This is a genomic window from Flavobacterium sp., from assembly GCF_041911335.1.
Classification (GTDB): Bacteria; Bacteroidota; Bacteroidia; order Flavobacteriales; family Flavobacteriaceae; genus Flavobacterium.
In genome coordinates this window covers 34,575-47,514 of the sequence record NZ_JAYRPD010000009.1, presented here as the reverse complement: position 1 = coordinate 47,514, position 12,940 = coordinate 34,575, and the positions used below count along the sequence as shown (strand labels likewise).

14 protein-coding genes are annotated in these 12,940 nt (G+C 30.7%); 4 read left to right on the top strand and 10 right to left on the bottom strand.

Annotation, left to right across the window (positions count from 1 at the left end):
- Both ACE3PD_RS01130 and ACE3PD_RS01125 read right to left on the bottom strand, forming a co-directional pair.
- On the bottom strand, positions 1-202 hold a 202-nt coding region (locus tag ACE3PD_RS01130; RefSeq protein ID WP_374398720.1), incomplete at its 3' end, for a transposase.
- A gap of 78 nt (positions 203-280) precedes the next feature.
- Positions 281-1,180, bottom strand: a complete 900-nt coding sequence (locus ACE3PD_RS01125; protein WP_374398718.1) for a NifU family protein — start codon at positions 1,178-1,180, stop codon at positions 281-283.
- Between the two features lie 314 nt (positions 1,181-1,494).
- On the opposite strand from ACE3PD_RS01125, the gene ACE3PD_RS01120 reads away from it, so the two are divergent.
- Both ACE3PD_RS01120 and ACE3PD_RS01115 read left to right on the top strand, forming a co-directional pair.
- Positions 1,495-2,484 carry a type IX secretion system membrane protein PorP/SprF gene (locus ACE3PD_RS01120; protein ID WP_374398716.1) on the top strand — a complete coding sequence of 330 codons (990 nt, stop codon included), beginning with the start codon at positions 1,495-1,497 and terminating at the stop codon, positions 2,482-2,484.
- A gap of 63 nt (positions 2,485-2,547) precedes the next feature.
- Positions 2,548-3,060 carry a gamma carbonic anhydrase family protein gene (locus ACE3PD_RS01115; protein WP_374398714.1) on the top strand — a complete coding sequence of 171 codons (513 nt, stop codon included), beginning with the start codon at positions 2,548-2,550 and terminating at the stop codon, positions 3,058-3,060.
- A gap of 1 nt (position 3,061) precedes the next feature.
- Here the strand turns inward: ACE3PD_RS01115 and murI are convergent, their stop codons facing one another.
- The 8 genes from murI to ACE3PD_RS01075 form a co-directional block, all read right to left on the bottom strand.
- On the bottom strand, positions 3,062-3,841 hold the full coding sequence (gene murI / locus ACE3PD_RS01110; RefSeq protein WP_374398711.1) for a glutamate racemase: 780 nt from the start codon (positions 3,839-3,841) through the stop codon (positions 3,062-3,064).
- Positions 3,842-3,913: 72 nt separating this feature from the next.
- Positions 3,914-4,420 (bottom strand): OmpH family outer membrane protein, encoded by a 507-nt coding sequence (locus tag ACE3PD_RS01105; protein ID WP_374398709.1) that lies wholly within the window; start codon positions 4,418-4,420, stop codon positions 3,914-3,916.
- Positions 4,421-4,440: 20 nt separating this feature from the next.
- Positions 4,441-5,472, bottom strand: coding sequence for an OmpH family outer membrane protein (locus ACE3PD_RS01100; protein ID WP_374398707.1), 1,032 nt, complete (start codon positions 5,470-5,472; stop codon positions 4,441-4,443).
- Between the two features lie 100 nt (positions 5,473-5,572).
- Positions 5,573-8,302: an outer membrane protein assembly factor BamA gene (gene bamA / locus ACE3PD_RS01095; RefSeq protein ID WP_374398705.1), complete on the bottom strand. Its 2,730-nt coding sequence runs from the start codon at positions 8,300-8,302 to the stop codon at positions 5,573-5,575.
- Positions 8,220-8,975: an isoprenyl transferase gene (locus tag ACE3PD_RS01090; protein WP_374398703.1), complete on the bottom strand. Its 756-nt coding sequence runs from the start codon at positions 8,973-8,975 to the stop codon at positions 8,220-8,222. Before ACE3PD_RS01090 ends, bamA begins: the two co-directional genes overlap by 83 nt.
- Positions 8,976-8,977: 2 nt before the next feature.
- Complete coding sequence (locus ACE3PD_RS01085) at positions 8,978-9,661, bottom strand: DUF6089 family protein (protein ID WP_374398701.1); 684 nt, start codon at positions 9,659-9,661, stop codon at positions 8,978-8,980.
- A 120-nt stretch (positions 9,662-9,781) separates the two neighbouring features.
- Complete coding sequence (locus ACE3PD_RS01080; protein ID WP_374398699.1) at positions 9,782-10,666, bottom strand: NAD kinase; 885 nt, start codon at positions 10,664-10,666, stop codon at positions 9,782-9,784.
- 11 nt (positions 10,667-10,677) lie between these two features.
- Positions 10,678-11,337, bottom strand: coding sequence for a CBS domain-containing protein (locus ACE3PD_RS01075; RefSeq protein WP_374398697.1), 660 nt, complete (start codon positions 11,335-11,337; stop codon positions 10,678-10,680).
- A 94-nt stretch (positions 11,338-11,431) separates the two neighbouring features.
- On the opposite strand from ACE3PD_RS01075, the gene ACE3PD_RS01070 reads away from it, so the two are divergent.
- On the top strand, positions 11,432-12,145 hold the full coding sequence (locus ACE3PD_RS01070) for a pyridoxine 5'-phosphate synthase (RefSeq protein ID WP_374398694.1): 714 nt from the start codon (positions 11,432-11,434) through the stop codon (positions 12,143-12,145).
- Between the two features lie 4 nt (positions 12,146-12,149).
- Positions 12,150-12,911, top strand: a complete 762-nt coding sequence (locus tag ACE3PD_RS01065; RefSeq protein WP_374398726.1) for an alpha/beta fold hydrolase — start codon at positions 12,150-12,152, stop codon at positions 12,909-12,911.
- The last annotated feature ends 29 nt before the right edge of the window (positions 12,912-12,940 follow it).

Here is a 12,940-nt window from a genome sequence, read left to right as displayed (position 1 = left end):
TAAAATCTGTTGAGTAATTTTGATTTTTTTTAGGCAAAAGACCTGTTCTGCCATATTGTTTATAAAACTTAACCCATTTATTAATGTTAGACTTGTTAGGCCCTTTCTGTTTAGAAACCAATTCACAAGAATAATGCTTCTCTAAAACTAATTCTACGCATTCTAACTTAAATGCATAATCATACTTGACTTTTCTTTCCATAAAAATACCCCCAAATAGTGTCTAACTTTTTGGGGGCAGTCTATTCGGCTCTTTTTTTTTGTTTTATATTTTTAAAAACTATCCATTGATAGCTTCAACTTTGATTCCTTCATCTTTCAACATATCTTTTAACATGTTTTCAATTCCATTTTTCAAAGTAAAAGTTGAAGATGGACAACCGCTACAAGCGCCTTGTAAAACTACTTTTACTCTTTTTTCTGTTGGATCAAAAGATTCAAACATAATATTTCCGCCATCGCTTTGAACTGCAGGTTTAACGTATTCTTCGATAATGTTGATGATTTGCTGAGAAGTAACATCAAGTGTGTCAAAATAAGCTTCTTGTTGTTTTTGATGAATTTCTGTTTTCACAATTGCTGTTTCATCAATTACAATGTTTCCGTTTTCAATGTACTCTTTAATAAAAGTTCTTAACTCCAAAGTAATTTCATCCCATTCTGTTATAGCAAATTTGGTAACCGAAATATAATTTTCGTCGATGAATACTTCTTTTACGAAAGGAAATTTAAATAATTCTTTTGCTAAAGGAGAAGCAGATGTTTCATCAATGTTTTTACATTCCAGAGCAGTTTTAGTTAGTAGTTTATTGCAAACAAATTTTAAAACTGATGGGTTAGGAGTGGTTTCAGCATAAACGGTTATTGGTTGTTTTTTTGTTTTGGTTTCATCTATTTTGATGATTTCTCCACCATTAGAAATGAACTCATTAATTTGATTGGCTACATCTTCTTGAACATCATCCCATTCTACAATTGAAAATTTTTCAATGGCGATAAAATTCCCTGAAACATAAACTGTTTTAACAAAAGGAAGAAAGAATAATTGTTTTGCTAAAGGAGAATTTTGCGTTTCGTCAATATTTTTGAATTCAAAATTCTCAGTTCTTACAATAATTTCATCCAATTCAAATTTTACAATGGCTGGATTTTGAGTTATTTTAGTTGCGATTACTTGCATAATACTTATTTTTTTGCAAAGATACAAAGTTCATAAGATATTTAGTTTGTTTTAGCAGGGCACTTTTTTTATTTAACTTTTTATTAGATTTTGATAAATACAATGTAAAAGTCTTATATAACATATAAAAATCACATATTAAATCTAATAATATTTAAGTGTATTGTAAAAGAAACACAAAAATTTATACCTTTGGCAAGTTCGTAGTAAAAAACCATATTTACTTATTGTTTTTTATTAATAATATTCTAATTTTAAACCATATGGTTTGATTAGGATTGTAATAGGTATGTTTTCATTAAACAATAACTACAATGAATTTTAAAAAGAGTTATTTTATTTTAGCATTTTTATTGGCACAATTTTCCTTTGCACAAGAAGGAATAGCTGTTTATTCTGATTATTTGTCGGATAATTATTATTTAATTCACCCTTCAATGGCAGGTGCTGCTAATTGTGGTAAAATTAGATTAACTGGTCGTCAACAATGGTTTGGACAAGACGAAGCTCCATCATTACAAACTGTTAGTTTTAATACAGCAATTGATCAGGATGGTATTTCTGGTGTAGGGGTAATTTTATTTAATGATAAAAATGGCTATCATTCACAAAAAGGTGCTAAATTAACGTATGCTCACCATTTAAGATTTTCTAGAGGTACAGTAGATTTAAATCAGTTGTCTTTTGGTTTAAGTACTGCTTTCGTTCAAAGTACTTTAGATGGTTCTACATTTACGGGTGATGACCCTGTTATTGTAAATGGTGTTATCCAAAAAGATGCTTATTTTAATATTGATTTAGGTGTTTCATATCACTACATGGACTTTTTTACTCATGTTACAATGAAAAACTTTTTAGCAAGCCAAAGAAGAGAGTTGTATTCTGAAGGATTTGAATCAGACAACTTAAGTAAATTATTGTGGAGTGTAGGTGCTGTTTTTGGTAATGAAGATAGATTACTTTTCGAACCTTCTTTTATGTATCAACGTATTTCTGAAACTAAAGAGTCTTCAATTGATTTAAATCTTAAAGTTTATAAAGCTGTTGATTTTGGTAAATTATGGGCTGCAGTTTCTTACAGAAGAAGTTTTGATAGCGCTCAGTATGAAGGTGGTAAACAAAATTTACAATGGGTTTCACCAATTTTAGGTGTTAACTATAAAAACTTTATGTTTTCATATACATACAGTCATGTTATGGGTGATATTAAGTTTGATAATGGAGGTTTTCATCAAATTACTTTAGGTATGAATGTTTTCTGTAAAGACAAACAATGGGATTGTAATTGTCCTGCAGTTAATTAAGAATAAAAATTTCAAGTATATTTGTCCCGATTTATCGGGACATTTTTTTTAAAAGAGTTAATTATGTTGATTAAAGAAGTAAATGGGAAGTTCCCTCAAATACCAGATGATTGTTATGTTGCTGAAAATGCAACTATTGTAGGAGATGTTTCTTTTGGTTCCAATTGTAGCGTTTGGTTTAATGCGGTAATAAGAGGTGATGTTAATTCAATAACTATAGGGAATAAGGTTAATATTCAAGATGGAGCCGTAGTTCATTGCACATATCAAAAACATCCAACGGTTATTGGAAATAATGTTTCTATTGGACATAATGCTATCGTGCATGGTTGTACAATAAAAGACAATGTTCTAATTGGGATGGGCGCTATTGTAATGGATAACTGTGTGATTGAAAGTAATTCAATTGTTGCTGCAGGTTCTGTTATTACGCAAAATACAGTCGTTGAATCGGGTTGTATTTATGCGGGTGTTCCTGCAAAGAAAGTTAAAGATATAGATCAAAGTGATTTTGCAGGTGAAATTGAACGTATTTCAAATAATTATGTAATGTATTCAGGTTGGTTTAAAGAATAAACTAAAAATTCTTATAAATTACATTTTCACAATTTCCTAGTATATTTTTTAAAACTTCAGGCTCGCTATTCGTATAGAATATTTGCGAGCTTTTTTTATTTGTAAGATTTAATAAATGACTTTGTTCTAATATTTTTTGTGTCTGTTTGGCTACTGCTTCACCAGAATCAATTATTTTAATTTGCGGAGGAATGATTTTTTTAATCTGTGGAATCAAATAAGGATAGTGACTGCAACCTAGTACCAAATAGTCAATATTTTTTTCCACCATTGGATTTAGATAACTCTTTAATAATTCCTCCATTTCTGCGGAATTCATATCTCCATTTTCTATCAATTGAACCAAACCATGGCCTATTTGTTCGATTATTGTAACGTCGGGATGATTTGCAACACTTTTATGAAATAATTCGCTATTAAGCGTTCCTTTTGTGGCTAATATGCCAATTTTTTGCGTTTTAGATTGAAGTGCTGCTGGTTTTATAGCGGGCTCGATCCCGATGAACGGGACATCATACTTAGCTCTAAGTTCTTTAATAGCGTTTGTAGTTGCTGTGTTACAGGCTACCACAATTATTTTACAGTTGTTTTCTAATAGAAACTCGGTATTCTTGCAGCTAAGTGCAATAATTTCGTCTTTAGATTTTAATCCATAGGGTGCATTCTTACTGTCTGCAAGGTAAATTGTGTTTTCATAAGGCATTAAGGCATGAACTTCCTTCCATATTGAAGTACCGCCAATACCTGAATCAAACAAGCCTATTGGATTTTTGTTTATCATAATAACAAAAATAAAAAAAACTGCTTAATCTTAGCTAAGATTAAGCAGTTTTTAAAAGCTTTTTATGATTAATTAGAAACCAAGTTCTTTTTTAACATCAGCTAATAAATCTGTTCCTCCTTCAAGAAATAAAACTACGCCAGGACTTGTAGCATCAAGAACATAGCTAACTCCTTTAGCTTTTGCTACTTTTTGAATAGCTTTTTGAGCTTTTTCATATATTGGCTTGTACAAATCCAATTCTTTTTGACCTAATTCTTTTTGAGCTGTTTGTTGGAATTGTTGAATACGATTCCCCATATCTTGCATTTCTTTAGAACGAGTTTCGTTTAACGCGTCACCAGCAGTAGCAGATTCTTGCTCATATTTTTGTAATTTTGTTTGGTATTCAGCTACCATGTTTTTGTAATCTTTGTCATAAGTGTCCTGAATTTTTTTCATTTGATCTTGAGCCGTTTTCATTTCAGGCATTGATGTAATTAAGGCCTGTAGATCAACATGAGCTACTTTAGATTGAGCTGAAACTTGCGTTCCAATAAAAAGTACGATTGCAATTGCTAAAGTTTTTAATTGTTTCATTTCTAATTTTAAAATTTAAGTTATTTAATTTTTTTCTCTGTTTCTGTTTTTGGTTCTTTTGCTTTTTTAGCAGCTTCTTTATCCTCTGCTATTTTTTTCTTTTTTTCTTCTAAAGCTTTTTTTCTCTCTTCAAGTTTTTTATTTCTTTCGTCTATAAGTTTTTGTCTAGCCTCTTTAGGATCGAGCTTTTTTGTTTCTTCTTTTACAATGTCTTTATCTTCGTTTGGGTTTTTGTCTATTTTATTATCAACTTTTTCTTCTTTATCACCCTCTGAAGTTTTATTTTCAATTACTGTGCCATTTTTTTTGGCATCACGTTCTTCTAGTAATTTTTTTCTTTTTTCGGCTGCCTCAGCTTTCTTTTGTTCGTTAGCTAATTTGCGCTCTTCTATTAATTTTTCTCTAGCAGCCTTTTTTTCATCTAAAATCCTTTTTCTTTCTGTAAATGCAGGATTTTCTTCAACAGCTTCGTCTAATGCTTCTTTTGCTTCTAAGGCTTTTAGTTGTTTTTTTGACATTTCTTCTCTTTTCTGAGAAGCAGTTAATTTCTTTACAACATAATCACTAATGTCGTATTTCTGAGCGGCAAATAACATTGTTAAATCAGACGATTTGTCAAAAACAAAATCATATTTTCGTTGTTCAGCAACATCTTGAACTATGGTAAAAATTTGATCTTGAATTGGTTTAACTAAAACAGATTTCTGAATAATCAAATCACCTTTTGGCCCAAAACGTTTTTCTTGATATTCTAAAAGTTCTTTTTCTAGATAAGCAATTTCTTCTTCTCTTTCCTCAATTAATTCTTTAGTTAAAAGTACTCTTTCTGTTTTTAAATTTTCTTTTAACTTATTGATTTCGGTTTTTTTAACTTCAATTTCTTGTTTCCATTTTTGTGCTTTTTGCTCTAATTGATTAATGGCATCCGCATAATCAGGCACTTTTTCCAAGATATATTCCATATCTATGTAGCCAATTTTAACTCCTCTAGCGGTTTGAGCTTTAGAAGAAAAAGTGATTAGTGCAACAAGTATAAATAATAATTTTTTCATTTTAACTTAATTTTGTTTCGTAGCTGTCTTACTTAATGAATGTTAAACGCAATAAAATGTGAAATATTTTTACGAATTTAACAAAAAGTACTAACAAACCCTAAAATTGTTGCCCAATAATAAAGTGTGTTTGCCAACCACTTTTAACTGTTTCCCCAGGGATTGGATCAAATCCATGTGCAAAGTCGATACCTAATAAACCAAATGCCGGCATAAATATACGTAAACCTACTCCCGCAGAGCGTTGTAAATTAAATGGATTGTAAAGCTTGAAATCATTAAATGCAGAACCGGCTTCTAAAAATGAAAGGGCATAAATTGATGCTGATTGATTCAAAGTAATTGGGTAACGTAACTCTAATGAGAATTTGTTATAAACTGTTCCTCCATCTTGAGAAGATAAAGAGTTATTTGGATACCCTCTTAATTGAATGGTTTCTCTACCATCAAGTGAATAATTTGCCAGTCCATCACCTCCTAAATAATAACGCTCAAAAGGTACTAAACCTCTGTCAGAGTTATAAGCTCCCATAAATCCAAATTCTCCTAGCGTTCTAAGTACAAGTTTTTCATATATTCTTGTGTACCAATCTGCTTTAAACTTAATTTTATAGTATTCTAACCAATTGAAACGTTTTTGGTCATATTTTGCTTTATCTAGTGAAGCTTGTTCCCAGTTTTCTCCAACAGTTTGATAAATTCCAGAACCTTCAAATGTTTCTTGAATATAATCACCAGCTACAGGATATTGCTCTTGATCATTTCCTTGAACTGCTATTCCTGCATTAGGGTCATATTGTAACTTGTATGCTTTTGAATTTTTTAATTCATTGTAGTCAATACCATTAAATAGTGAATACGGTAAAGTAAATTTTCCTGATATAGTGAACTCTGAACCCGTTGTAGGGAATATTGGATTAATTCCTTTACTGTTTCTTGATAAGGCAATTGTATAAGCTAAATTTCTTGATGAACCATTTCCAAAAGTAAATAATCCAGTATTGTAATTATTTAAATCATAGTATTGGAAAGAAACTGCCTGAGACAATACAAAGTAATCGTCAGGAACTGTTAATCTTTTTGCTATACCAACTGATAACGATGTTATGTTGAAACTTTGACTTCTTGTTACATCTCTAGTACTGTAGTTATACAAGAATTGTTTACTATGAGATATAGATGTTGAGAAGTTTATAGGTTTTTTCCCACCAAGCCATGGTTCTGAAAATGATAAACTATACGTTTGGAAATAAGAACTTCCCTGTAATCTTAAAGCCATTTTTTGTCCATCCCCCATTGGTAAAGGTTTGTAAGCTTCTTTTTTAAAGATATTTCTGGCTGAAAAGTTATTAAATGATAATCCAAGAGTTCCTATGAAACCACCACCGCCATAACCTCCTTGAAGTTCTACTTGACTAGATCCTTTTTCTACTACTTTGTATTCGATATCAACTGTTCCTGCTTGAGGATCTACATTTTTAAAATCGGGTTTAATTGCTTCTGGGTCAAAGAAGCCTAATTGTCCAATTTCTCTAATAGAACGAATTAAATCATCCTTACTGTATTTTTGTCCAGGTTTTGTTCTTAATTCTCTGTAGATTACGTGGTCATTTGTTCTATCGTTTCCTACAACTGTAATTTTATTAAAATACGCTATTGGTCCTTCGGTAATTCTAATTTCAAAATCAATAGTATCGTTAACAGTTCTCACTTCAACTGGATTAACACTTGAAAATAAATAACCGTTATTTTGATATAAATTCGTTATATCCTCACCGTCTGGTTTTGATGCGTCTGCAATTCTTTTTTGAAGAATTGTCCCATTATAAACATCCCCTTTTTTTATTCCTAAAATGTTGTTTAATTGTCGGTCAGTATATACCGTATTTCCAAGGTATCTAATGTCACCAAAATAGTATTTTCTTCCTTCTTCTACTTTTACTTTGATAGCAATAGTGTTGTTTTTTTTGTTATATGATACCGAGTCATAAATAATACGAGCATCTCTGTGTCCTTTTTCTTTGTATTTTGTAACAACGTTATCTAAATCTTCTTTGTATTTTTCTTTAATGAATTTTGATGATTTAAATATTCGTAAGACATTTTTTTGTTTCGTATTTTTAAATGCTTTTTTTAATTTGGCATCTGTTAATTCTGAATTTCCTTCAAAATCGATGCTTTTTACCTTAACTTTTGTTCCTTTATCTATATTAATTACCATGTTAACATTACTATTTGTACTGTCTGGTATCGTATTTATGGCAACTTTTGCATTATAAAAACCGTCTTTTTTATATTTGTTTTCAATATAGTTTTTGGTAGTAGTTAGTAAATTTTCGTTTACTATTTTCCCTTTCTTTAAATCCGTTTCTTTGATTATCTCTTCAGACTTTCCTTTTTTTACTCCTTTGATTTTAACATCAGATATTTTTGGTAATTCATTGATGTTTAATTCAAGGTAAATACTATCGCCTTTAATTTCGTTGACATAAAAATTCACATCAGAAAATAATCCTAATTTCCAAAGTTTTTTAATAGCTATACTTATGTCTTCTCCAGGAACAATTATTGATTGTCCTTTTTCTAAACCAGTAAAGGTTGTGACAGTTTGTTCGTTATAGGAAATTTTTCCTGTAACAGATACCTTAGCTAATATGTATTCTTTTCCGTTTTCAAGTTTAGTGTCTTGAGAAAAAATAGATGAGCTGTTTAGTAATATGAAAATTGAAAGTAGTTGTAATCCTTTTTTAAACATTTTTTTCGGGTATAATTTGTTCGCTAGTTTTTCCAAAGCGGCGTTCTCTTTTTTGATAACTAATAATTGCTTCATATAAATGATTTTCTGAAAAATCAGGCCAAAGGACTTCCGTGAAATAAAATTCTGCATAGGCTATTTGCCATAACAGGAAATTACTTATACGATGTTCGCCACTTGTTCTGATTACTAAATCGACATCTGGTAAATTGTGTGTGTAAAGATGCTGATTAATAATTGATTCGTCAATAGCCTCTTCAGAAATTATATTATTTTTAACTTTGTTTGAAATTTTTTTAACAGCTTGCATGAGTTCTTCTCTAGCGCCATAGCTAAGTGCTAAAGTTAGTGTCATCCTAGTGTTTTCAGAAGTTTTGTCTATTACTTCTTGTAATTCTTTTTGAACGCTTATGGGTAAATTTGTTAAATTTCCTATAGCATTTAATTTGATATTATTGGCTTGTAATGTTTTAATTTCCTTTTTTAAAGAAGAGATTAATAGTTTCATTAAGGTCTCTACTTCTAATTTTGGGCGATTCCAATTTTCAGTTGAAAACGCATAAAGAGTAAGGTTTTTTATGCCAAGTTTGGCACAAGTTTCAACAGTGGTTTTAACCGATTTGGTTCCACTTTCATGACCCAATGCTCGAATTAATCCCTTTTGTTTAGCCCATCTTCCATTTCCATCCATAATTATGGCTAAATGCTGTGGTAGAGTTGCTGTATTTATTTGTTGAACTAGCTCCATCTTTATTCTGTGCAAAAACAAGGGTTTTTGCCAAATGTATAAGTTAATGTTAAACCGGTAAATACATACCAATCATTACTATTTAAATTCCCAAAACGCAACGTTTCAAAATTGTCGTTTTTAGGATTGCTTCCGTCTAAATTGTCGGTAAATGTATATCGAAATCCAACTTCTGCTCCAATTATAAAATTTTGAAAAAATCGACCTTTTAATCCTACTATCATTGGTATAGCGAAAGCACTACTTTGATAATCTACATGACTAGTATTTCCTAAAATGTAAATTTCATCATAAATAAAATAACTTACACCACTGTAAACATAAGGGGAAACCTTTGTTTTAGAATCATGTAAATCAAAATCCATAAAATTAAATTCTAATCCAGCTGAAAATTCTTTTACACTATTTTCAAATGAATATCCTCTTAGGTTTCTACTTGGAACATCGCTGTCTATATCTTTCGATTTCAAACTCCCTTGGGTATATGAAAAACGATAAGCATGACGAGGACTTCTATTCCATTTATATAGAATTCCAATTGCAGGTTCATTTGGCGCGATATAAGTCGTTGGACCAACATCACCAATATAATTAACACCACCAACAAATACACCTAATTCGTTTATTTGAGCATGTGTGCTAAACCAGCAGAAAATCAGCGATATATAGATTAAAAAGTACTTCATTTTTTAAAATAGTTTGCAAATATAACAATATTGACTTCTTATCCCTATTTTATGGGATTTTTTTGTTGCTAATTAATACGCTAAAAACGTTAAAAAATGAAAAATGATATAAATTGAGTGTTAATTTCTTTTGTCTTCTCCCCAAAGTAATTTTTTTCGAATCGTATTTAGGAATGATTCTTCTTTAAATTCAATAATTGAAATGGTAAAAGGCGATTTTTTTATTCGAACAATCGTGTCTTTTGAAACCGCTGAAATTCTTGAATCTAATGAAATTAAGAATTGTTCTTCTCGACCCGAAATTCGAAGCTCAATTTCCATATCATCAGTTATTACTAATGGTCTGGCATTTAAATTGTGAGGTGCCATTGGAGTTATAACTAAGCTTTCTACATTCGGGGTAAGAACAGGTCCTCCGCAACTTAGTGAATATCCAGTTGAACCGGTTGGAGTTGAAACAATCAAACCATCTGCCCAATAGGATGTAAGATATTCTCCATTTAAATAGGTAACTATCGTTATCATCGAAGTGGTATCTTTTCTAGCGACAGTAACTTCGTTTAAAGCAAAATCTAATTCGCTAAAATTGTCATATTCTGGTGTGGTTTCAATGCTTAATAGTGTTCTTTTTGAAATTGCATAATCGTCATTAAGTAATTTTTGCAAAAGAGGTTCAATATTATCAAATTGTATTGTTGCTAAGAAACCTAATCTTCCAGCGTTAATTCCAATTATTGGGATGTTTTTATCTCTAACAAAAGTGGCTGCTTTTAAAATGGTTCCGTCGCCACCAATACTTATTAAAGCTTTAAAATCATTATTTAATGTTTTGTGGCAGGAATAGGTTTCGTAGTTTTTTGAAACGATATTTTTTTCTTTTAAAATGTCTAAAAAATGTGCTTCAAATGCAATTTCAATCTCTTTTGATTCTAAAAAAGCCACTACTTTTTGAACCGTTTCTGCCGTACTATTTTGATAATATTGACCAAATAATGCTATTTTCATTACGATCTATTTTAAATATTTAAGTATTTGTCTAAGTAATCTGAACGTTCTTTTAAGCTATTTAAATAAGAATCTTCCTGATGTTCCGAAATAATTTCATATTCATAACGTCTAAAAGTTTGAATGATATCGTTCAAGCCGCTTTGACTAATTTTTACAGTAATTTCTACTTTATTTCCTACAACATTTGAAATAAATAATCCTAAAATTTTAGCATTATTACTTTCAATAATTTGGGCTACTTGACTCATGGAAAATTTATCCGATTCTTTTTCTACGACAATAATGCCACCTTCTTCTTTTAAGAAAGGTGTTTCATGAAAAAAGCGAATTACATCTTCCAATTCGTAATATCCTAAATAAGCATTTTTGTCATCTAAAACCGGAATTAAGTTGCTCTCATTTTTAGCGAAAATTTCTAAAACATCAAGCCAAATTGTTGTAGTTCGAACAAAAAAACGTTCAAAATGAAATCGGCTATCATTAATTATGGCCTCGCTATTTATAAGTTCTACGTTTTCTTTGCTAACGCATCCTATATATATACCATCTTCGGTAACTGGAAAATGTGTGTAAGGAAAATCCAAAAATAAATCCTGTGCTTCAGCTATAGAATCGGTATGCTTTAGCGGTTTTATTTCGTTGTTTATGTAGCTTATTAAATTATTCATTGTGGATGTGATGAAAATATATCGCAAAATAATCAAAAAATACCACATGCTAGCTAACTTATACTTTGTATTTTTGTATAAATTAAAAATTATTATGACAAAGTTATCAGTAAATATTAATAAAATAGCCACACTTCGTAATTCAAGAGGAGGCAATGTGCCTGATTTATTGAAGGTTGCAAAAGACATTCAGCAATTTGGCGCCGATGGAATCACCATTCATCCAAGACCAGATGAAAGACACATTCGTTATCAAGATGCTCGCGATTTAAAATCGGTTGTATATACCGAATATAATATTGAAGGAAATCCACAACATAATTTTATTGATTTGGTTTTAGAGTGCAAACCTACTCAAGTGACTTTGGTTCCTGATGCTATTGGAGCATTAACTTCAAATGCAGGTTGGGATACAATAAAACATCAATCCTATTTAGTGGAGGTAATTCAAGAATTTCAAAGAAACGGTATCCGAACTTCTATTTTCGTAGATGCCGATGAAAAAATGATTGAAGGGGCAAAAGCAACCGGAACAGAAAGAATCGAATTATATACCGAATCTTTTGCTCACGAATATGGTTTGGGAAACAAAAACGGAATTGAGCCTTATGTGAAAGCTGCTATAAAAGCAAATGAATTAGGATTAGGAATTAATGCAGGTCATGATTTGAGTTTGGATAATTTCAAGTTTTTCAAAGATAATATTCCAGGATTACTTGAAGTTTCGATTGGTCATGCTTTAATTTCAGAATCTTTATATTTAGGATTGGAAAATGTAGTGAATATGTATCTTCAAAAATTGAAATAAGATGTTGTTGCATTCAAGAATAGAAGGAGCAGGAAAACCGTTAGTGATTGTCCATGGTTTTTTAGGGATGTCTGATAACTGGAAAACATTAGGAACTCAATTTGCTAATGAAGGCTTCCAAGTTCATGCTTTAGATTTAAGAAATCACGGTAAAAGTTTTCATTCTGAAAATTTTTCATATGATATTATGGTAGAGGATGTAAAGCAATATTGCGATTATCATCAACTAACAGATATCAATATTATTGGACATTCTATGGGTGGAAAAGTTGCAATGCTTTTAGCAACAACATATCCTGAATTAGTTTCTAAATTAATAGTGGCGGATATTGGTCCGAAATATTATGCGCCACATCACCAAACCATTTTAGCAGCTTTGAATGCTGTTGATTTTGCCAAAAAACCGAGTAGAGGAGAAGTGGAAGAAATCGTTTCGGGATACATAAAAGATTTTGGAACAAGACAGTTTTTACTAAAGAATTTGTATTGGGAAGCGCCTGAACAATTGTCTTTTCGTTTTAATTTAAAAGTTTTTAACGAAAAAATTGAGACTATAGGAACTGCGTTGCCATTTGAGAATATTTTTTCTAAAGCAACTTTGTTTTTAAGAGGGGATAAGTCGGATTATATTTTAGATAGCGATTTTGAAACCATCTATCACCATTTTCCAAAAGCAAAAATTGAAACCGTAAAGAATGCAGGACATTGGTTACATGCTGAAAATCCAAAAGATTTTTATTCCTACGTTCTAGATTTTATTAAATAAAACCACTAAAAAATTATGCATGCATAATT

Excerpts from the sequence above, each read along its gene's own strand:
- ACE3PD_RS01125 (WP_374398718.1), bottom strand. The coding sequence starts at position 1,180 with ATGCAAGTAATCGCAACTAAAATAACTCAAAATCCAGCCATTGTAAAA.
- ACE3PD_RS01120 (WP_374398716.1), top strand. The coding sequence starts at position 1,495 with ATGAATTTTAAAAAGAGTTATTTTATTTTAGCATTTTTATTGGCACAA.
- ACE3PD_RS01115 (WP_374398714.1), top strand. The coding sequence starts at position 2,548 with ATGTTGATTAAAGAAGTAAATGGGAAGTTCCCTCAAATACCAGATGAT.
- murI (WP_374398711.1), bottom strand. The coding sequence starts at position 3,841 with ATGATAAACAAAAATCCAATAGGCTTGTTTGATTCAGGTATTGGCGGT.
- ACE3PD_RS01105 (WP_374398709.1), bottom strand. The coding sequence starts at position 4,420 with ATGAAACAATTAAAAACTTTAGCAATTGCAATCGTACTTTTTATTGGA.
- ACE3PD_RS01100 (WP_374398707.1), bottom strand. The coding sequence starts at position 5,472 with ATGAAAAAATTATTATTTATACTTGTTGCACTAATCACTTTTTCTTCT.
- bamA (WP_374398705.1), bottom strand. The coding sequence starts at position 8,302 with ATGAAGCAATTATTAGTTATCAAAAAAGAGAACGCCGCTTTGGAAAAA.
- ACE3PD_RS01090 (WP_374398703.1), bottom strand. The coding sequence starts at position 8,975 with ATGGAGCTAGTTCAACAAATAAATACAGCAACTCTACCACAGCATTTA.
- ACE3PD_RS01085 (WP_374398701.1), bottom strand. The coding sequence starts at position 9,661 with ATGAAGTACTTTTTAATCTATATATCGCTGATTTTCTGCTGGTTTAGC.
- ACE3PD_RS01080 (WP_374398699.1), bottom strand. The coding sequence starts at position 10,666 with ATGAAAATAGCATTATTTGGTCAATATTATCAAAATAGTACGGCAGAA.
- ACE3PD_RS01075 (WP_374398697.1), bottom strand. The coding sequence starts at position 11,337 with ATGAATAATTTAATAAGCTACATAAACAACGAAATAAAACCGCTAAAG.
- ACE3PD_RS01070 (WP_374398694.1), top strand. The coding sequence starts at position 11,432 with ATGACAAAGTTATCAGTAAATATTAATAAAATAGCCACACTTCGTAAT.